At 51.7% G+C, this 18,740-nt stretch carries 21 protein-coding genes and 1 riboswitch; of the genes, 12 read left to right on the top strand and 9 right to left on the bottom strand.

The annotated features are described in order from the left end of the window. Positions 1-767 precede the first annotated feature (767 nt). The 3 genes from CKW31_RS28995 to CKW31_RS29720 form a co-directional block, all read right to left on the bottom strand. Complete coding sequence (locus CKW31_RS28995; protein ID WP_003317542.1) at positions 768-2,294, bottom strand: IS66-like element ISPsy43 family transposase; 1,527 nt, start codon at positions 2,292-2,294, stop codon at positions 768-770. Between the two features lie 83 nt (positions 2,295-2,377). Next, positions 2,378-2,713, bottom strand: a complete 336-nt coding sequence (tnpB, locus tag CKW31_RS30190; protein WP_004409766.1) for an IS66 family insertion sequence element accessory protein TnpB — start codon at positions 2,711-2,713, stop codon at positions 2,378-2,380. Beyond that, the gene (locus CKW31_RS29720; protein WP_080103374.1) at positions 2,710-3,078 is read right to left on the bottom strand and encodes a transposase; all 369 of its coding nucleotides are present in this window, start codon (positions 3,076-3,078) and stop codon (positions 2,710-2,712) included. Before CKW31_RS29720 ends, tnpB begins: the two co-directional genes overlap by 4 nt. 374 nt (positions 3,079-3,452) lie before the next feature. Here CKW31_RS29720 and CKW31_RS28975 point away from each other — a divergent pair, with 374 nt between their 5' ends. Further along, the gene (locus tag CKW31_RS28975) at positions 3,453-3,677 is read left to right on the top strand and encodes a hypothetical protein (RefSeq protein WP_074929272.1); all 225 of its coding nucleotides are present in this window, start codon (positions 3,453-3,455) and stop codon (positions 3,675-3,677) included. An 808-nt stretch (positions 3,678-4,485) separates the two neighbouring features. Here the strand turns inward: CKW31_RS28975 and CKW31_RS28970 are convergent. After that, positions 4,486-4,749 (bottom strand): hypothetical protein, encoded by a 264-nt coding sequence (locus tag CKW31_RS28970; RefSeq protein ID WP_175526992.1) that lies wholly within the window; start codon positions 4,747-4,749, stop codon positions 4,486-4,488. A 534-nt stretch (positions 4,750-5,283) separates the two neighbouring features. Here CKW31_RS28970 and CKW31_RS28965 point away from each other — a divergent pair. The 4 genes from CKW31_RS28965 (at position 5,284) to CKW31_RS28950 (ending at position 6,531) form a co-directional block, all read left to right on the top strand. After that, complete coding sequence (locus tag CKW31_RS28965; RefSeq protein WP_015062150.1) at positions 5,284-5,508, top strand: DUF6290 family protein; 225 nt, start codon at positions 5,284-5,286, stop codon at positions 5,506-5,508. Beyond that, positions 5,492-5,764, top strand: coding sequence for a type II toxin-antitoxin system RelE/ParE family toxin (locus tag CKW31_RS28960; RefSeq protein ID WP_017709581.1), 273 nt, complete (start codon positions 5,492-5,494; stop codon positions 5,762-5,764). The genes CKW31_RS28965 and CKW31_RS28960 overlap by 17 nt, the downstream gene beginning before the upstream one ends. 178 nt (positions 5,765-5,942) lie before the next feature. Next, positions 5,943-6,236: a plasmid mobilization protein MobA gene (gene mobA / locus CKW31_RS28955; protein ID WP_017709582.1), complete on the top strand. Its 294-nt coding sequence runs from the start codon at positions 5,943-5,945 to the stop codon at positions 6,234-6,236. A 40-nt stretch (positions 6,237-6,276) separates the two neighbouring features. Beyond that, on the top strand, positions 6,277-6,531 hold the full coding sequence (locus CKW31_RS28950) for a hypothetical protein (protein ID WP_080106675.1): 255 nt from the start codon (positions 6,277-6,279) through the stop codon (positions 6,529-6,531). A gap of 331 nt (positions 6,532-6,862) precedes the next feature. On the opposite strand, the gene CKW31_RS28940 is transcribed toward CKW31_RS28950, so the two are convergent. From CKW31_RS28940 to CKW31_RS28930, 3 genes are read right to left on the bottom strand one after another with little or no spacing between them, the layout of a single operon-like run. Further along, positions 6,863-7,366: a hypothetical protein gene (locus CKW31_RS28940; protein ID WP_017709584.1), complete on the bottom strand. Its 504-nt coding sequence runs from the start codon at positions 7,364-7,366 to the stop codon at positions 6,863-6,865. A 36-nt stretch (positions 7,367-7,402) separates the two neighbouring features. Then, positions 7,403-9,574, bottom strand: coding sequence for a DotA/TraY family protein (locus CKW31_RS28935; RefSeq protein ID WP_095102578.1), 2,172 nt, complete (start codon positions 9,572-9,574; stop codon positions 7,403-7,405). Then, positions 9,571-9,897 (bottom strand): hypothetical protein, encoded by a 327-nt coding sequence (locus CKW31_RS28930; RefSeq protein WP_074929282.1) that lies wholly within the window; start codon positions 9,895-9,897, stop codon positions 9,571-9,573. Before CKW31_RS28930 ends, CKW31_RS28935 begins: the two co-directional genes overlap by 4 nt. 260 nt (positions 9,898-10,157) lie before the next feature. Between CKW31_RS28930 and CKW31_RS28925 the strand changes: the two genes are divergently transcribed. Further along, positions 10,158-11,171: a hypothetical protein gene (locus CKW31_RS28925; protein WP_074929284.1), complete on the top strand. Its 1,014-nt coding sequence runs from the start codon at positions 10,158-10,160 to the stop codon at positions 11,169-11,171. Between the two features lie 556 nt (positions 11,172-11,727). Here the strand turns inward: CKW31_RS28925 and CKW31_RS28920 are convergent. After that, a protein-coding gene (locus CKW31_RS28920; RefSeq protein ID WP_371856835.1) for an IS3 family transposase occupies positions 11,728-12,947 on the bottom strand; the annotation gives its coding sequence in 2 pieces (ribosomal slippage) (positions 11,728-12,602 and positions 12,602-12,947; 1,221 coding nt in all). Positions 12,948-13,119: 172 nt separating this feature from the next. Next, a riboswitch (Fluoride riboswitch) is annotated at positions 13,120-13,181 on the top strand. Between the two features lie 142 nt (positions 13,182-13,323). Between CKW31_RS28920 and crcB the strand changes: the two genes are divergently transcribed. Genes crcB through CKW31_RS28900 form a run of 4 tightly spaced genes read left to right on the top strand, consistent with a single transcriptional unit; the run spans position 13,324 to position 15,221 of the window. Further along, positions 13,324-13,707, top strand: coding sequence for a fluoride efflux transporter CrcB (gene crcB / locus CKW31_RS28915; protein ID WP_010924788.1), 384 nt, complete (start codon positions 13,324-13,326; stop codon positions 13,705-13,707). Between the two features lie 10 nt (positions 13,708-13,717). Continuing rightward, positions 13,718-14,071 (top strand): DUF190 domain-containing protein, encoded by a 354-nt coding sequence (locus CKW31_RS28910; protein WP_046235779.1) that lies wholly within the window; start codon positions 13,718-13,720, stop codon positions 14,069-14,071. Between the two features lie 2 nt (positions 14,072-14,073). Then, the gene (ppa, locus tag CKW31_RS28905; protein ID WP_010924789.1) at positions 14,074-14,619 is read left to right on the top strand and encodes an inorganic diphosphatase; all 546 of its coding nucleotides are present in this window, start codon (positions 14,074-14,076) and stop codon (positions 14,617-14,619) included. Further along, entirely contained in the window at positions 14,619-15,221 is a 603-nt protein-coding gene (locus tag CKW31_RS28900; protein ID WP_052739322.1) for a uracil-DNA glycosylase, read from the top strand. Before ppa ends, CKW31_RS28900 begins: the two co-directional genes overlap by 1 nt. Positions 15,222-15,229: 8 nt before the next feature. Here the strand turns inward: CKW31_RS28900 and CKW31_RS28895 are convergent, their stop codons facing one another. Next, complete coding sequence (locus tag CKW31_RS28895) at positions 15,230-16,399, bottom strand: TDT family transporter (RefSeq protein WP_010924791.1); 1,170 nt, start codon at positions 16,397-16,399, stop codon at positions 15,230-15,232. A 117-nt stretch (positions 16,400-16,516) separates the two neighbouring features. On the opposite strand from CKW31_RS28895, the gene CKW31_RS28890 reads away from it, so the two are divergent. Together CKW31_RS28890 and CKW31_RS28885 are read left to right on the top strand one after the other, a co-directional pair. Then, entirely contained in the window at positions 16,517-17,413 is an 897-nt protein-coding gene (locus tag CKW31_RS28890; RefSeq protein WP_017709553.1) for a LysR family transcriptional regulator, read from the top strand. Between the two features lie 157 nt (positions 17,414-17,570). Then, on the top strand, positions 17,571-18,563 hold the full coding sequence (locus CKW31_RS28885; protein WP_017709554.1) for a beta-propeller fold lactonase family protein: 993 nt from the start codon (positions 17,571-17,573) through the stop codon (positions 18,561-18,563). Positions 18,564-18,740: the final 177 nt, after the last annotated feature.

Here is an 18,740-nt window from a genome sequence, read left to right as displayed (position 1 = left end):
AGTAAACGAAATTCATTAGGTCGGTTAACTGGTCGTTCCACGCGGAAAAGATCACCAAAGGTGCTTCGCCTGCTTTGGCGCGTTCAACCAGCTGCACACTAGCGGTACGCAACGTCTGAACTCGGTCTGTCGTTGCCAGTTGGGTGCTAAATTTTGCGTCCTGCGCAGCAAGAGTCGCATAGGCATCGTTAAGCTTTTCAGCATTGCGTGCTGCATTGGCTACTGCGTTGGTGTCACCGCTGAGCATGCCGTGTGTCAGCGCCCTCTGAATCATGGTTAGACGCAGGATAGGGGTGACGTCCAACAAGTATTGTTGACCCACCTGTTCATGCTTGATGCCCGTGATGCTCGTGTTCAGTGAAAGCATCGCCCGGGTGCCTAGCAGGAGCAGAGGAATCAGGACAATAAATCCCAAAATTGCGAATTTCATGGGGAATCGAACACGGTTGGTAACGAACAGGGCAGGCGCTAATAAATTCATCGGGTTCTCGATCACTCAAGGTCTGTGAGTGCTTTCTTAGGCGTTAAAAAGTGCCCATCTCTCATTTATGGTTATGAGGTAATGAAAGCATTCCAAGAGATCTTCCTCAAAAGCCGCTTACTCTCCTTTGTTACAGGATCGAATTGCCGCGCTTCTCTTGGTACGAAAACTATCGGCTGAACCGGGCGAAGCTGTAGGGAGGAATGCATGGATAACCAGCATAAAGGCTAAGTAGACCGGTAATGGCACCAGTTGGAGGTGCGTCCGGGCATCCCGTCTTGCGCAACTAAACCGGTCGCCACCTATGCGGTAGTAGCTCCGCAATCTCACTTGCCCGCTGCGTCGGCAGGCGCGTGAGGACGTCCTTCAAATAAGCATACGGATCATGGCCGTTGAGTCGCGCCGATTGGATCAAACTCATGATCGCCGCTGCACGTTTACCGCTGCGTAACGATCCCGCGAACAGCCAGTTCGAACGCCCAAGAGCCCACGGCCGGATTTGATTCTCGCACCAGTTATTATCGATGGGCACGGCACCGTCATCGAGATAGCGCGTCAGCGCTATCCAGCGTTTGAGACTGTAATCCAGCGCCTTGGCGATGGCCGAACCCTCAGGCACAAGCTGTCTTTGGGCGATCATCCAGGTATGAAGTGCGTCGGCGATTGGCGCTGCTTTTTCCTGCCGTATTCGCTGCCGATCACCCGGCTCCAGCTCTCGGACTTCTCGTTCAGCTTCGTACAAGGCCGCGATGTAGTTCAGCGCTTTTTCGGCGACCTGGCTCTTGTTGGTCACGTGCAAGTCGAAGAACTTCCGGCGGGCATGGGCCATGCAGCCGATCTCCGTAACGCCCAGTTCAAAGCCTGCCTTGTAGCCGGCAAAGTCATCGCAGACCAGCTTGCCGTTCCAACTGCCCAAGAAGGCTCGGGCATGTTCGCCAGCGCGGCTCGGGCTGAAGTCGTAAACGACCGCCGCCAGGTTGGAGAACTGACTGGTGGCATAGGCCCAGACGTAAGCGCGATGAGTTTTTTTCGCACCAGGCGTCAGCATTTGTACCGGCGTCTCGTCGGCGTGAACGACGTCGTGCGTCAGCACGGCTTCGCGCAGCGCATCAACCAGCGGCTGTAATTGCACGCCGCAGTTGCCCACCCACTGCGCCAAGGTCGAACGGGCGATGGGCAGCCCGGCGCGGCCGAAGATTTTCTCTTGGCGATACAGCGGCAGATGGTCGGCAAACTTGGCCACCATGATGTGGGCCAGCAGGCCTGCGGTCGGGACGCCTTTGTCGATGACGTGCGCCGGTACCGGCGCCTGGATCAGTGTTTCGCACTGTTCGCAGGCCCACTTTCCACGGATGTGGCGTTCGACTGTGAACACGCCGGGCGTGTAGTCGAGCTTTTCGCTGGCGTCTTCGCCGATGCGCTTGAGTGCGCAGCCGCACTGGCAGTGGCTGTTGTCCGGTTCGTGATGGATCAGTGTGCGAGGAAACTGCGGTGGCAGCGGTGCGCGCTTGGGTTGCTGGCGCACTTTGGCTTCGACAGGTGCCGGTTGCAGCGCCTCAAACTCGGCTTCGATAGCGGCGATATCCGTATCGATCAAGTCGTCGAGCAGGCTGGCTTGATCCGGGCTCAACTGCTCGCTGCGCTTGGCAAACTTGAAGCGTTTGAGCAGCGCGATCTCGTGGGCCAGCTTCTCGTTGACCGATTTGTGATGAGTGATTTGCTTGTCCATCGTCTCGACGCGCTGGATCAACTGCGCCGCCAAGGCACGCAGTTCTTCAGGGTTTAATTGATCGAGATTCGGATGCGAAGTCATGCCGCCGATTTTGCCAGAGAGGGCTAGTGGCGGCGATAGACTGATGGGCCAATTGCGCTGGCAAGCAGGCCATGGCAGGCGAATTAGAGCACCGTGATGGCTGCTCCGGAACCGACGCGTTGCCAAGGCAAGCCGAGCACCAAGGCTTGAAGTTGCTCTGCATCCAACTCGACTTCAGAGCCGTGCCGCACGCCCGGCCAAAAAAAACGTCCTTGATTCAAGCGCCGGGCAGCAAGCCAAATCCCCAAGCCATCATGCACCAGCACTTTCATGCGATTGGCACGACGGTTGGCAAACAGATAAGCACAGTGCGGCTTCGCCGCACCGAACACCGCCACGACCCGCGCCAGCGCAGTTTCAGTGCCTGCGCGCATGTCCATGGGCTCGGTGGCAAGCCAGATGGAGTCGATGCGGATCATCGCAGCAGGTCTCGCAGGAAAGCAGAACACGCCGCTGCATTTTCTGCCGGCCAACTCACCACGACTACGCCTTTTGAATGCGGCACTTCGATTCGGATCGTGGCAGGAAGGGCCTGATGCATCGGCACCGGCGGCGATGTCTTGACCGGGATGAAGGCGGTTTGAAGTGTCAGGTTTTTCTGTGCATGCACCCGAATCCATTTATGGACGAGGTTTGCATTGAGGTTGTGGGTCAAGGCGACATTGGCAATTGAAGTGTCAGGTTGGGCGCACTCAGCAATGACCTGGGCCTTGAAGGACTTGGAATAGGAACGGCGTTCTTGTGGCATGGGCGTCCGCTTAAAAAGGCTAAAAATGGTGTCCACCTATATTTGGGTGGACACCATCGCCTCAAGCGACGGTGTCAGGAAGGTGTGTTGCCCGGACGGTTACGCTAAGCATTTAGCCTGTCAGGTTGAAGTCATACCGTCAGGTAGGGCAGAAAACAGCCCTACTCTGATGTTGCGCGAGTGAACCACCTGACGCCCGGTTGAGGTGCATTTCAAACGGAGACGTCTAAAAATCGTAGGCCGTTGAAAAGTATTGTGATCTTGCTAAAAACTGACCGAAAATGATGGCCTAACGTACGATTTTATCTAAATTCTGCTGGCTCCCCAGATACATCTTTACGTAAATCCGCTTGATTTTGTCACTCCTTTCGCAGCACTTTTACATGACTGCCCATTGAAGGATGTTGATTATGCCGACGGATAACTTGCTCGCTGAGCTGTTGAAACTGCATGAAGCGAATCAGACGCTCGAACGAGCATTCGTAGAAGCTAATGCTGATGGTTTGAAACGATTGTTTGATCAAGGTTTGAGCTGTTACTCGATCACTGTAATGACAGCTGGTAACATTTGTTTCAGGCCTGTCTATGAAGGTGTGCTAACACCGAAGGGCTTGCAGCTTGCGCGTCAAGCGTAAGTTCAAAATAGACCGAACATTCAAATACTATAGTATTGATAGTGAGTCAGAAAAACGACCACTGGGGTCGCGTTCTGTGCAGTCTCACGTCATTCAGAAGAGTCGTGAGACGGCTTCAAGCAAAGCTCGAAATGCGGTGGTGGAATCACCGGTTTTGCTTGCTCTAGCGGCTGTGCAGAGTCGCCAGAAATGGTGCTTATGTAGGTGTATAACAGTATTCTTGCAGCAAGTTTTATATATTTTCTCATAACTAGATATCTCCGTTAAGGCATGTTGTATTCTCCAAATTAATTTTTGAAATTTTGCGCCTTATATATGTTTTACCATTTGCAAATATATAGTCAAGGATGGCAGTTATTTATTTTTCAAATATATTATAATGTCGCGGTGTAGCATTATAGTATTCGATAAGTCAGCAGCTAGTTTCCCTTATCATGGGGAGCCCGCAGAGTTTGGATGAAATCGTTAATTCATCCCGAGCAACTACAGGGGAGCGAGCTTATGACATTAACTAAAGAGATTTAATCACTATGCCGAAGAAAAAATAAACTATATATTGTTATAAGTGTTTTACTCCTGCTGAGCGGAGACACTCCTCAACCGCCTGTACATGCTGGTGATAGCTCTTCTTATAGGGTTTGCATAGGATTCGGTGGAGGTGCTAAACCCTGATAGCCATTCCGGCACACGTACATCATAACTACCACGACTGCCAGGTCGTGCTGTTGTTTCTGGGGTTTTCGATATCAACCCGGTGTTTGATTTTCCCCATGAACCAGGCACGTGTACTGCGATGTCCTTCGCGGTATCAATTTTCCGATTGCATTAATTGCATTAACAGCGCTTTGTAGCGTTCAACAATCGCTTTCACAGCACTGCTTTTTTCAATCCTCAACGTATGTCGATCATTATTCGCTGTCGTCATCAGGCGATGCCAATGAGACATTGATTTTTGGTCATTTCCAGCTTCTTTATAAAGCTTCTCGGAAGCAAGTGCGAAGACAGTATCTATTAAGTCCTCTGCCAATTCGAGATTTTGTAACTGCTCATTTGATTTTTTTATATCCATCACGACAAATTTACCTTTGTCTTAAATTTTTTTTGTTTCTTTTTTTTCATACGGATGATGATCTTCTCCTCACTTTAGCAGTAATGCTTCTATCGTTTACTCTATCTTTCGTTATGGTTTTGAATTTCCTCGCCTCAAACGTCCGTAGGTTTGTCATTTTTGTTGAAATGTATTTTTTCCCTGATTGTTCACCTGTATGTCATTTTTCGTGGTACCGAGCTGTTCGTAAATGGCTTTCAGAAATGTCTTTTTCAGGTTCACTGAGATTGTTACTAAACACGCTTTTGGAAGCAGGACAGGGTAGGGTTTGTACTCCCGCCATAAATGGCGTACGTACAACCGGCCTCGCTGCAGTCGTTTCACTCCCTTGCGCTGCCTACCTCCCTGCTCAGGGCAAGCCCCGAAACCCCTAAGCCAAATTTTGTGCGCCTGCTTTGGTAGCCCGAAGGCGGCTATTTACACGGCTCTATTGCGATAGGCTGTCCCACACATTATTAACGCTACGCTATACTTGTATAGCAGCCATTGGAGGATCCCATGTTAGCTATCCGTCTTGCCCCGGAAATAGAGGAGCGCCTAGAAGCATTGGCTGCTCGTACAGGACGCACCAAGACCTTCTATGCCCGGGAAGCCATCCTCGAGCACATTGATGACCTAGAGGATCTGTACCTAGCTGAGCAGCGATTGGGAGAGGTGCGTGAGAACCGTAGCGAAACGATTTCACTTCAAGACGTGATCAAGTCCTATGACCTGGCGGATTGAATTTGATCCGGCAGCGGAAAAGGAACTGAAAGAACTTGGGGACGATGCAGCAAAGGACGTTCTGAAATTTCTTGTTGGACGTATCACCAATCAAGGCGAACCACACAGTATTGGAAGCGCTCTGAAAGGCTCAGAGCTGGGCGAGCTCTGGAAGTACCGAGTTGGAGACTATCGCATCGTTTCCAATATCCAGGACGTCACTTTAACCATTTTGGTTGTACGGCTCAGCAGTCAGCAGAGAGGGTACAGACGATGAAGGACGATAAGCGCTGGAATCTGTGGAGCTTGTGGACGCGTTGGAAATCTAAAAGAAGAGGCAAAGAGTTCACCCGCTGCGCCACATACAGAGAAGATTTGGTATTGCGGCCTGAGATCCTTGCCGAGCTGGCCGAACGCTCTAAGAACGACACACAGCCGAGTTCCAGGCTATGAGCATGAACGAGCAACGGCGAACCAAATGGTTGCCATTTGTTAGGTGTTTTGAGCATGAAGAAGCGGCAGTTCGCGAGAAAGCCGATGACTGCGGAAAAAGCACTGGGCAATTCATGCTCGCAGCGGCTTTAGGTCGGCGTACTCAAAGCAAAATTTATAGTCACATCCTCAACGAATTGAGGCGGCTGGCTGGTTTGCAAAAACACCTGTTCAAGGAAAGCGGTGGCATGCATTCAAAAGAATATCCAGAGATCCTTGTTGAGGTGAAAGCGGCAATCGTAAGGCTCAGTAAGTAACTGAGTTATTGCGTTAAATTGTAAAATATGGAGGTTAGTCATGGGAGCTATTCATTTTATCCGCGCACCGGATTACCGGTTTGACATTCTGCGGTTACAACAAGCTAACGCATTGATGAGATCCGCTAATCGGGCTGTGGCTTACGGTGATGATATTGAGCTAGCTAGGCTAGGATTTGCAGCCGAGCATCGAGAAGAGCTGATGCGGGGTGGTGGCTTTCATGAACGACTTTTCCGCGCAAACTATCAAACGATTTCTTATTTGCGTCGACACGGAGGCAAGCATGTTCACTAATGCCGTACCACCGCTGTCGATCGCTGGTGGGGTATTAATGCCTGCGACGATAAGTACGGTACGCGGATTACCAGCCTTTCACCTCTGCGCTTGGAGAATTCTGGACCGCTGGGCTCTTGAGAGCCCAGCACAGCTTCGATCTCTGGAATCTGAGGGTGAGGTAGCTCTCTTGGGGCGTTTGTTCGAACAGCAGCAGCTGGAGCACTCGATGCTAACGTCAGAATCTGCCTTGGAACAGCGTCGATCTGGGATGGCTGAACACGAAATCCTTGTACTGAACGAAATCCCCACTCAACTGGGATAAAAAAACCGGGCTTTAAGCCCGGTTTTTTTATCCCATTGCGGTAATCAGCTGCGATGTGATGCGTTCCATATCGTGCGATCGCACGGGTATGGTTATTGATGGATAGTCATAATTTCTAAATCGCAATATGACGTGCTGGAAGTGCTTCCCTGAGGTTATGTCGGTGGCCCACTCTGTGATTTCTGAGAGTGGCATGGCTTTGCGGATACCGTTGTACTCGTCGATCAAGACTGCCGTGCCTGCTTTTGGGTCTATTCCCACGTAGCGGCGGCCCGCTTCATCAGAAATCTGCACCTTGGCTGAAAAACCCGCCGGAGCGATTGACATAACTAGCTTATGCAGTCGCTTCGCGTAGCGACTCTTTAAGTTTTTGATGAGCCAGTTGCCTCCAAACATCCAGACAAAGGTTAGGCCGATCAGCCAAAGTGGCCATAAGGCGTGGCTATTATAAATAATTGCGATTGCTACCCATATTATGATTAGGCTTAAAATATTACCTAGCCAATGAATAGTCGTAATTAAATAAAGCATAATTAACTCCCGTGAACAATATAATTAATTAGCACATTAACCATGAATGCCATCTCCACCGCTAGGTTTGCTATTGCCCGGCTTTCTACCTGGCATGCCAGACTTAGGTGCCATGTGCTCTAGCTTTCCAGCGAAAACCGAGATGGCCTGCCGTGTACGGTCATTGTCGTCCCGACCTACAGTAGCGGATACCTGACCACCTACCCAGTTTATGACCTGATCTGGTACGATAAAAATCAGGTTGAAACTGCTATGGATTAAGTTAAAACACATAGAGCAATAAACCGCGACAAAGAACAGAGCGCTGAAAATTCCTGTCATGGAGTCGTACTGAACATTTGCAATGGCTATTCCAAATAGGTTGTTTAGTAGCGTGCCGCCCGCAACCACAATAGCTCCGCCCAAGAAAAATCCGACTACCATCAATGTAGGTCGAAACATGCAATTCAAGAGAAATAGATAACCGTGCGCCGTTCTCTGGCCCATACCGTCACCTTCACCGCCAAGATGGGTAAAAGCCCAAAGCGGTGCTGCAATGATTGCTTCTCCAACGACAACAAGCCAATTAATTGCTGCACCGAACCAAATGATGAAAGGTGTCATTGGTAGGTATATTGATAAAGTCGCGCCTAGCAGAAATAATGCGAATATCGCCATTATGATAAATGGGGACATTGCATCAAGTAAACCTTTACCAGCATCCAATCCTCCTGAGAAGAAATTTACAAACTTTGTCGTTAGCCCTACAGCGCTGTTGCCATCGGTAACTCTTTCCAAAGCTTTTAAACCGCCGTATGTGGCTACGGCAATTTCGGCTGTTCCCATGAGAGTGTCACCAAGGTTCTTCATCTTGATGAGCGGGTTAAGCTGACCGCCTTGCTCTCCATTGAAGTTAACGTCCGTTACCAGTGAAGTTGTTATTTTCTGCATCGGAGCAAAAAGGTGGCTCATCACTTTGCTTGTTTCGGTTCCCTGAGAACCGTTTGCGCCCAAAGGATTTGCATTGGTGTTTGTACTCTTTTGCACCGCGTAGGCGTCCATCGCGCTTTGATAAAGATTGACGACAGCAGGGTCTCCACCCGATGAAGGGCCGTATGAGCCAGCTTTGGCGGCAACGGCATCAGTCAGTTTCGTATTGGCTTGGGCAAATGTTTGATACCAGGCGCCTAGTGACCACCACCCTGCCTCTGTGATGCTCGTGCTCATCTGATTTGCGAGCGCTTCAATATCTCCCTGCTTAGTACCGACGCTTTGGTTAACGGTGATTTCGTAAGCCTGAGCGGCGGACTGGATCCCCCCTTCGACATCCGAAATATCTCCAGCACCATTCTTTTTCTGAACAACTTCATTAACGAATTTGAGAGCGGATTTGGTGATCGTATTTTGCATTGCCACCAAAGCGTCGAGATGCGCCTTACGGATTTGTGAGGTATCAATCGTGGTGGAAAACCAGTTTGTCGATGATGACTGGGCTTCGAGATCCGCATTGATATCGGCTCCACCACATATGAAGCTTTTGTTTTTTAGGGTGAAACCGGAGCTCGTCGGCACCTGCTGGACGTAGCCGCCTTGTGTGACAAGTCCGCCTTGTGCAGCAGCCTCGGCGAGACCGGCGTTTATGCCGTGCATGCAGATATTGGCCTCAAACAGATTATGGGCAAGCTGGAGGGTGCTGGGCATGGCCGGTTGCACCACCATTCCTTTCCCATCTTCAAAGGCACTAATGGCGGCATATGTACTTAAATTGGCAATACCTATGCCCATAGTAGATGCGGACCAAAGCATAAGCAGTTGCGAAAGAGACCACCCGTTTGCGGTAGGTACTAAAGAAACCAACCCCCACACTATTCGTACAGGTCCCCAGACCGTTGTATTTTGCTTGTCGAACACAGCGCCATCGTGAGCCGTGCGAGTTAACTTCCGAAAGATGATATAGCAGGCCCATAGTGACCCAACGACCAGGAGAGCGCCGTTAAGTACTTGAAATATGCTGGCTAGAATAGTATCTACACCGCCAGCCTCGCTGGAGGCAAGAGGGTTGTTAACCACGTCGCCATAGATAGTTGTAAGAGCTTGGCGGGACAAATCGCCAGTTTTTTTGGATGCGGCAGTTATTTCACCGATTGTTGTGGTTTCCGCAAACACAGGCAACACAACAACACAGGAAAAAATAAAGGCAATACAGGAAAGCGGTCTGGATAGTTTCACTTGTCTGCGGCCTCCGTTTCTGGGGATCCCTGTTTAATTTCCCAGTTAAAGACATGAAGCCACCAATGCTTCCGCTGGTAATAATCGCGTGGTGATTTCCCTGGGTTTCGGAGCAACCAGAGATTGCCATCTGCTGCGAATGCGCACCCGACAATTCCTAACGTCATCACTGCCCAAAACGTTTTGTACTTCAGCATGACGAATACGTAAGGCGTTGCGAATGGCCACCCAAATATTAAACCGATGGTTGAGAATAAAACAAAAAAAAGTATCACTCTTTTGGATGTTTTTTGATCCTTTATCAATTGCTCGCGATTTTCCATTCTTGTACCCCAGTATTGGAAACAGGCCGGTATAGATACCTTTATTTTAAGTTTCCTATAGGTCGTTGTACAAGAATATCTAGAATAGATATTTCTATCGTTACTGTCTTTCCGTATAATTGCAATGTACGGAATTTTAATACGCTAAGAACGCCGAAGTTAAAGGGATTTATGAGGACTTAATTTTTATTCTTATTTTGTACTCATGTCATAGTACAAAAAATCGTTAGCAGCCAAAGGCGTAATGCCAAGGGGGGGCAATGACAAAAGGGACAAAACCAGGGCAGTTTTCGCCGGTATCGCTTGAAGCACTGGAGCTGATCGCTAACGCGAAAAAAGACCCTCGCTTGCTATTGGCGTACTTAGGGTTGGCCAGGCATACGACCATGAGGGATTTAGACGGCCGTGGCCCTAACATGCTGACTGGTGCGGGTGCGGAGAAAGTCAGGGTGCTGACAGGCTGTGGAACGCCTATGGCCACAGGCATAGTTAACGCCTTAGCCGGCATGGGGCTCATCAAGAAGCCAGCGGCAGGGTTGCCACGCAATCAGGCTCTATGGGCAATGCACCACCAGGGAACTGTGAATATCCCTCACGCGCTGATAGATGGGGGGATAGGCAATGCGGATGGCATTGGTCGCTTATTGAAGGAAGGGGCTACTGATGAAGTGGTTGTCTGCGCCGTTATGCTGCTGATTTACTGTTATGCAGTGCACGATCTAGAAATGTTCGGCGGAGTTGATCACCAGCAGATATGGCGACATTGGAACCATATGGTCAGCCCTGAAGGTGAAGGGTTCCGAGTGACAGCTGAGCCAATCAACGACACAGCCCAAGCAAAATTTATCAGCAAGATAGTTGGCAGCATGGGCGGTAAGGTAGACGAGAATGGCAATAGTGACGTTTTTTGGAAGGCCTTCAAGCTGCTGAAAGGTACGGGCCTTTTTTATGAGGTTGTAACCTCCATAAGCATCGACGGTGAGAGGACTCCAATCCGTGTTAATGACTTCCACGCCGTTGGGTCTGACTCGTCCCTGCTAGAGGCCGCACCTGGCCTTGGCGTTGGATTTTACGTGCACAAGGATAACGATCGCTCAGAACCTGAGGGCTGCTGGTTTTATCTGCCATCAGATCCAGAGAAAGTGGTTGGTATCTGGCGGCTCAGATACCGGTGTGCAACACCGGAAACGGCTAGGGGAGTCGCGCTTGACTGGTCCAAAGTCGACGACGCTATCGCTGCTATGTGCGCGAAAGGCGTCCTATACTCTGGTTAAATACTAGGTAAGTGACATATAGGTAGGTTGAAGATATACGTAGGATGACTGATATAACTCAGAAAGACAGATATACGTCAGGAAGACTAGATACAGGTCAGAGTGAGCTGTGCAGAGCGTAAAAGTCAAAAGCGGGTAATCAGTGCATGGAAACACATAGTGTTGTGTGCGGGCAGTAAGGCCTAGGAAACACCGATGACTCCAGTGCTGACCTGCTTTCTGAAGCTGCCAACCCGTGAAACGGAACGACGAGCACCGTGTTGTGAGGAGGCAGGAATGTGGCTGGGAGACCGTTGCGTGCCACGAGCGACTCTGACTCGCCCGACTGACTGATAGGATATTTCCGACTTGCATGGGGACGTTCACTGAACGCTTTACCAGTGCAGCTCCGACACGAAGGAAAAATATGCCGACATATTCTCTGCACACCACTCAACCTAGTGAGGCTGTTAAGCATCAGGTCGCAACAATGACGGGCGCTTATACGGCCGATCTTCACAGGTACGACTTTGCAGGCATTGGACTTGCCCCTACAAAACCGGACACCAACTCCCCGTCAAATTGATGCTGCTGCCAAGCGCCTGAACTCCCTCGGTGAGCGATAGTTCAAGGCGCTGTGCGGATGCTGCTCGTTGTAATGCTCGAAGGCAATTGCCAGGTTGCGCAGCGCCGTTTCTCGATCCGGCTTGGGCATGTGCGCAACGTAGTCACGTTTGATCGTCTTCACGAAGCTCTCGGCCATGCCGTTGCTCTGCGGGCTGCGCACCGGGGTGGTCACCGGCTGCAAACCGATCTGTCGAGCAAACAGGCGTGTCTGTTCGGCGGTGTACGCCGAGCCGTTGTCGCTTAGCCATTGAACCGGCGTTGCAGGCAGTTGATCACCGAAGCGTTTCTCTACGCTCTCCAGCATCAAGTCGCGGATGTCATCGCCGCTGTACCCGGTCGGACTCGCGACCCAGCCGATGGCTTCGCGGTCACAGCAATCCAGGGCGAAGGTCACGCTCAGTTTGGCGCCGTCCTCACAGCGGAACTCAAAGCCGTCCGAGCACCAACGCGTATCACTGGTTTGCACCGCAATACGACCCTCGTGCCGACGCGGCACGCCGGACTGTTTGATGCGCCGCGCCAACAGCAGGTCGTGATCGCGCATGACCCGGTAAACCCGTTTCACATTGATCGCCGGCAGCGACTGGGTTTCACGGGCACGACGCAGCAATCCCCAAACACGACGGTAGCCATAGCTGGGCAGTTCGCTGATCTGTTGCTGGATTTCAACCACCAGATCAGCATCGTCCACAGGCCTGCGGCGCCGTACTTTGAGCGATACCGATTGCTTGATTCGAACCGTTAATTGCGAGCGCGCCACACCGAGACATTCGCTGACCAGCTTCACTGGTCGTCCCCCGGCAACAAGGGTGAGTGCGCAATCCATTTTCGCGACCGGGCGATCTCCACGGCCTCTTTGAGGATTTCTGCTTCCATCGTTTTCTTGCCCAGCATCCGTTGCAGTTCACGGATCTGCTTGAGCGCATCGCTCAGCTCCGAGGCGGGCACAACGGCTTCACCGGCACTGACCGCCGACAGACTGCCGTCCTGATATAACTTGCGCCATAGGAACAGCTGGTTGGCATTGATGCCGTTGCGTCGAGCGACCACCGAAACGCTTTGCCCTGGCTCAAGACTCTCGCGAACCATGGCCAGTTTTTGCTCCGGGCTCCAGCGGCGCCGCCGCTCCTGGCCCAAAAGCTCCCCACTCTTGTCGTTGCTATTAGTCATAAACATAACCGTTTGCCTATCCCTTATCGTAAGGGGGAAACGGTGTCCTGTCTTTCATGGGGCTCGTTCAGCTGGGTAGGCTCAGGTCACTATGACAGTAGAGACAGCGTACCTATAGGCCGCACTGATTTCGGGGCGTGGAGGTTGAAGTTATCGGTACTGTTGCTATAGGATCTGCACAGGAGATGGCATTCCTCCTTGAAACCGCCTCGTGCTGATGATGCCTACGTAAACCCTGGACAGGGTGCGTAGGTTCGCCTCCCTGTCCTCTAATCTAGGACAGGATCTTGACTTCAAATCTCATAGCAGCTCTCTATCGCAATCTGCGATTATCAGTACCTCCTCGGCTCTACCAGACCAGAGGAGAATTGCAGCCATGCTGAAATCACTATTAGTTATCGCCATCGGTGCATCACTTGGTGCTTGGTTGCGCTGGCTCCTAGGCATGAAGCTCAACGCACTCTTCCCGACAATTCCCCCAGGCACTGTGGTGGCGAACATGGTCGGGGGTTACATCATCGGCCTGGCCATCGCGTTCTTGGCCGCATCTCCCTCCTTAAGCCCCGAATGGCGCCTGCTAATTATCACGGGTTTTTGTGGGGGACTTACCACCTTTTCCACCTTTTCAGCCGAAACAGTTGCCCTAATCCAAGAAGGGAGATTGCTTTGGGCCCTCGGCTCAATTTCATTGCACGTCGTAGGTTCGTTAGCGATGACCGCTGCCGGACTACTGTCCTACCAAATGATTGGTACTCGCTGAGGAGATTAAAATGAAAGGTTATATGGTCGTTTTCTTCACCCAACAAAACCGTCGTTATCAAGGAAAGATGCTTGGCGAATGGATCGTCGACGTGGCTAAGGAAATGGGGCTGCGCGGTGCCACGCTATGTACTGGAATCGAAGGTTTTGGACACACTGGGAAACTACACTCATCGCACTTTTTTGAGCTGGCTGATCAACCCACGGAGATTCGCTTGGCAATCACGGAGGATGAGGCAGAGCGGTTATTCAAGCGACTGGACTGTGAGGAAATATCGGTGTTTTTCACCAAGACGCCAATCGAGATGGGCACACTTGGAAAAACGCCTTCCAGCTCAGCCCCTTCCAAAGCTTCGGAGCTGTGAACATGAGCTATACGGACATTCCAGCTGGTAACGCGATCCCCGATGACTTTTTCACCGTTATCGAGATTCCTGCAAACCACTCGCCGATCAAGTACGAGGTGGACAAGCCAAGTGGACAGATCTTCGTTGATCGCTTCCTCAGCACGCCGATGTTCTACCCGGCTAACTACGGGTTCATTCCAAATACCTTGAGCGATGACGGCGATCCTTTGGACGTCCTCGTGATTTGCCCTTACCCGGTATCACCTGGCGTTGTCATCCGCAGTCGCCCAGTAGGTGTGATGTACATGACGGACGAAGCTGGTGCGGATGCCAAGGTAATCGCAGTGCCTCATGAAAAACTCAGCTCTATGTACAGCAATGTAAAGGAATGCTCTGACCTCCCTGCGTTACTCCTCGCACAGATTCAGCACTTCTTCGAAAACTACAAAGCGTTAGAGCCGGGTAAGTGGGTGAAAATGGGCCGCTGGGGGAGCGCAGACGAAGCGCGGGAAGATATTCGTAAATCGGTAGCGGCCTATAACCTGAAGAAGGAGGCTTGCAAGTAGTGTTACTCAATCAGAAGAGCGCAGAGCAGGAAATTTCTCTGAAGGTAAGAGAAGACTTTTTGCTGCTGCCGAAAACTGCTGAATTGACGCGCTGGGTAATGGCCCAGTCCACGGGCGGAAGAACTTTACCGTATTTCGATCCACTGGATGGCGGCGTCTTCGCAAGGGTATTGATCTTGTTGGAATCGCCCGCTCGAACGGTCAGTCTTCCACGGTATGTCTCAAGAGACAATCCGGGGCCTGCACAACGCAACCTGAAAGGTTTCATTGAGCAGGTTGGACTGGCACGTCACAAAACCGTCCTTTGGAATTTGTACCCTTGGTTACCAGATCTCGATAAGCCCAAGGGTCCGCTCCGCAGAGCGCAAATTGAGGAAGGTATCGAGATGCTGATCACGCTACTGACGCTTTTCCCTGATCTCGTCACTATCGTGTTTGCCGGACGTGTTGCCCAGAAAGCCATACCGCGTGTTCGGCTCGCCTTCCCTAATTTTTCATTGCTGGAAATGCCACACCCAAGTCCCCTTTCTGTTTGCACTCACCCGAATGTTAGGCAGCGCATTTTGTCCACACTGCGTCACGCCAAACAGTCGATCAAGTAGCCAAAGGCTCAGGTTTTGCTCGCCTTGTTCAGCGAGTGGATACACGGCGAGACGAACAAGTTGCCGCGATAGGCACCAGCCAGGGTTTTAGCCGCGACGATCATCCACATGACAGTCAGCATCAACACCAGCACCACGCCAAAGAAGCTAAAGAACGTGAGGTGCAGCATAGAGCCCAATTTGAGGGTTGTTACGGCGTACACTCCCAGCGGAAAGGTGAAGCCCCACCAGCCGAGGTTGAAGGGAATGCCCTCCCTAAAGTAGCGCCCGGTAATTAGCAGCGCCAATACCATCCACCACAATCCCAGCCCCCAGAACAGCACACCACCGATCAAGCCAATGCCCTCGGCTACGCCGCCGATGCTTGCCATTCCATGAGCAGCAAAGATTGCTGGAGCATCGTTGCCCAGCAGCAACATCCCCAAAGCCCCGGTACCGATCGGCCCTAAAGACAGCCAGCTCGATGCTGCCATGCTTTCATGAGGTAGTTTGTGCAGCGCCATGCGCAGTAACAGGATCACCAGTATGCTCAAGGCGACGGGCACCGAGTAGGCCCACAGCACGTAGCTGGTGATGAGCATGGTGAACTGTGCGCTCGCATCAGCGAGGTGCGGAGCCAATAGACCGCCACTGGCGGCAGCCACCTCAGCCGCAACTACTGGCAGCAGCCATACCGCTGTCATCTGATCAATGCTGTGCTGCTGGCGAGTAAACATCATATACGGGATCAGCACCCCGCAGGCCAATGCCATGGTGACATCGATCCACCACAACACTTCCGCTAAAGCGACTACCCCACCCCCCCAGCGTGGCAAACCATAAAGGAGAAAACCGTTGATGATGGTCGCCAATCCCATGGGGATAGTTCCAAAAAACATCGATACAGTGGAGTGGCCGAAGATCTGTTTGGCCTCGTCGAAGAACAATACCCAACGGCTCGCGTACATCAGCGTAAACAGGCAAAACAGCACGATATTAAAAAACCACAAGGCTTCCCCTAACGCTTTGGGCCACTGCGCAACAAAGGGCAGTTGGCCCAGAGCCAGCGCCAGAATCCCGGTGCCCATCGTGGCGGCGAACCAGTTGGGTGTGAACTGCCGGATCGCTTCTCGTGGATTGGACAAAGCCGCCAGTGGATGGCTGCCGCCCATTATAGCTGCGAGTCGTGTCTCACTCATTTTCGCGCTCCCGCTTCAGTGTGCCTTCAATATGACATGGTTGAAGTATAGCTTGATGGGCATAGCGGTAAAAACGGATAGTATAGGTTTATATTACCTATTAAGAAGGTAGATTACTTGAAGCTAAGCCTACGCCAGCTACAAATTTTCTGCGCCGTCGCGCAGCACGGTAGCACCACCAGCGCCGCCATTTCGGTATCACTGTCCCAATCTGCAACCAGCGCCGCACTGAACGAGTTGGAAAGCGCCTTGGATACCAGGCTGTTCGACCGTGTAGGCAAGCGTTTAGTGCTGAACGATAACGGCCATGCCTTACTGCCTCAAGCCAGAAGGATGCTTGAGAATGCACAACAGATAGAGGCCAGTTTCTTACCCGGCCATGCCGGGCTGAAGACACGCTTGCGGGTAGGATGCAGTACCACGATAGGCAATTATGTTCTGCCATTAATTCTCGGTGAGCTACGTCAATCAACACCACATTTGAGGGTCGATGTCGACATGGCCAACAGCATGGCTATCGCAAGAAGAGTCGCTGATTTCGAGATTGATATGGGCCTGATCGAGGGGCCTTGCCACCTGCCCGAACTCAGTGCCGAGCCTTGGCTTATTGATGAGTTGCTTATTGTCGCAGGCCAACGGCACCCCTTGGCACTAAAGCAGCAGGTCACACTTGATGATCTTCGTACCGCTGAATGGCTACTGCGCGAGCCAGGTTCTGGTACCCGTGAAGAAGTCGAACAATTGCTGCTGCGTCATTTGCACGATCTCGCCGAAACGCGCCAGATCGGCAGTTCGGAGGCCATCAAGCATACCCTCGCACAAGGCATTGGCATCAGTTGCCTGTCCCGCTGGGTCGTTCGGGATCTACTGGCCTCTGAAGTTCTGGTTGAACTGCCGCACGCGTTGCCTGCACTGACCCGACGTTTTTTTCTGATCCGCCACCGGGACAAATACATCTCGCCTGGGCTTGAGCGATTCTGGGAAAACTGCAGTCAATTCGTGAGCCAGGAATAGCTAGACCTATTTATAAAACAGGTAAGAGCTACCAAAACAAGTTGTTTCCGGAATTTATCAACGACGCATAAAGTCAACTCATTGCCTTGCAGCGATGAACGAGTTGTATATGCCAAGGCGCGACTGGATGCCTTGCTTACCCTATGAGGAAACTCTGATGAATGTGATAAAGAAAACCGTCACAGCCCTGACGTTGGGTGTTGCGTTGGCCGCATCGATGAGCGCGTGGGCCGCGCAAGATCGCTGGACGTTTGACGGCGATATTCACAACAACTCGCTGGCCGTCAGCCCTGATGAAACGACGGCGGTGGTCTCTTACAGTCAGCGTCCAGATGTAGTGGTTTATGATTTGAAAACCGGTAAGGTTCGCCAGGTTCTCACCGGCTACGTCACGCCGCGAAATATTGTGTTTTCGCCAACTGGCGATGTGTTCTACCTCTCCGACAGCAGTTTGGGGGTCGTGCGCAAGATTGACACCAAGACTTTAAAAGTGATCGCAGATATTCCGTTGGGCGCAGGTGCTTTTGGTACCACACTCAGCAAGGACGGAAGCCTGCTCTACGTCAACAATGAAGCGGCCAGCACGCTGTCGGTCATTGACCTTGATCACCAGCGGCCAGTAGCTGTGGTACCTGGCTTCTCCCAACCGCGCCAGGGCATCCGAGTAAGCCCTGACGGCAAAACCGTCTATGTCACCAACTTTCTTGGGGACAAAATTACCCTGGTCGACAGCAAGACCAATACGATTGAAGGTGAGATCACTGGCTTCAACAAGTTGCGCGCCATCTCCATATCGGCGGACGGCAATACGCTGTACGCGGCTAACAGCGGCAGTAACAGCATCGCAGTTGTCGACACTCAAAAACGCGCCATCACAACCACCGTCATGGTTGGCAAAGACCCCTACGGCGCAGCCCTCACTCCAGACGGGCTGCACGTCTACTCGGGTAACCTCGGTGACAACAGCCTTTCAGTGATCGACACCAAAACGCTGAAAGTGACCACCACTGTGACCGGTTTGAAGGCACCCCGCCAGGCCATTGTCTTCACCAAAGACAAGTCGAAGGCGTATGTCCTCAATGAGGACTTGAGTATCTCCACAGTCGATCTCGACAGCAACAAGGTGGTGTCGACGCTCAAGGCCGACTGATTGAACAGCGCAGGCCTTCATGGGGGCCTGCTGATACTCCACGACCAAGTGAATAATAATGAGTGAAAATGATGAGTCCTGGATGATGGATCGCCGTCGCTCATTGAGATGAGCCAGTGATGCGTGACCGTGAGCGTCGCTTTGCTCAATTGAGGAAGGCATAGGGTCCGGGGGGGG

The sequence above is a fragment of the Pseudomonas sp. Irchel 3A5 genome (genome assembly GCF_900187575.1).
GTDB lineage: Bacteria > Pseudomonadota > Gammaproteobacteria > Pseudomonadales > Pseudomonadaceae > Aquipseudomonas > Aquipseudomonas folii.
This window is presented reverse-complemented; position numbering and strand designations above follow the sequence as displayed.

Bases quoted from the DNA above. Each gene is read 5' to 3' on its own strand.
- CKW31_RS28995 (WP_003317542.1), bottom strand. From the start codon at position 2,294: ATGACTTCGCATCCGAATCTCGATCAATTAAACCCTGAAGAACTGCGT.
- tnpB (WP_004409766.1), bottom strand. From the start codon at position 2,713: ATGATCCGCATCGACTCCATCTGGCTTGCCACCGAGCCCATGGACATG.
- CKW31_RS28975 (WP_074929272.1), top strand. From the start codon at position 3,453: ATGCCGACGGATAACTTGCTCGCTGAGCTGTTGAAACTGCATGAAGCG.
- CKW31_RS28965 (WP_015062150.1), top strand. From the start codon at position 5,284: ATGTTAGCTATCCGTCTTGCCCCGGAAATAGAGGAGCGCCTAGAAGCA.
- CKW31_RS28960 (WP_017709581.1), top strand. From the start codon at position 5,492: ATGACCTGGCGGATTGAATTTGATCCGGCAGCGGAAAAGGAACTGAAA.
- mobA (WP_017709582.1), top strand. From the start codon at position 5,943: ATGAACGAGCAACGGCGAACCAAATGGTTGCCATTTGTTAGGTGTTTT.
- CKW31_RS28950 (WP_080106675.1), top strand. From the start codon at position 6,277: ATGGGAGCTATTCATTTTATCCGCGCACCGGATTACCGGTTTGACATT.
- CKW31_RS28940 (WP_017709584.1), bottom strand. From the start codon at position 7,366: ATGCTTTATTTAATTACGACTATTCATTGGCTAGGTAATATTTTAAGC.
- CKW31_RS28930 (WP_074929282.1), bottom strand. From the start codon at position 9,897: ATGGAAAATCGCGAGCAATTGATAAAGGATCAAAAAACATCCAAAAGA.
- CKW31_RS28925 (WP_074929284.1), top strand. From the start codon at position 10,158: ATGACAAAAGGGACAAAACCAGGGCAGTTTTCGCCGGTATCGCTTGAA.
- crcB (WP_010924788.1), top strand. From the start codon at position 13,324: ATGCTGAAATCACTATTAGTTATCGCCATCGGTGCATCACTTGGTGCT.
- CKW31_RS28910 (WP_046235779.1), top strand. From the start codon at position 13,718: ATGAAAGGTTATATGGTCGTTTTCTTCACCCAACAAAACCGTCGTTAT.
- ppa (WP_010924789.1), top strand. From the start codon at position 14,074: ATGAGCTATACGGACATTCCAGCTGGTAACGCGATCCCCGATGACTTT.
- CKW31_RS28895 (WP_010924791.1), bottom strand. From the start codon at position 16,399: ATGAGTGAGACACGACTCGCAGCTATAATGGGCGGCAGCCATCCACTG.
- CKW31_RS28885 (WP_017709554.1), top strand. From the start codon at position 17,571: ATGAATGTGATAAAGAAAACCGTCACAGCCCTGACGTTGGGTGTTGCG.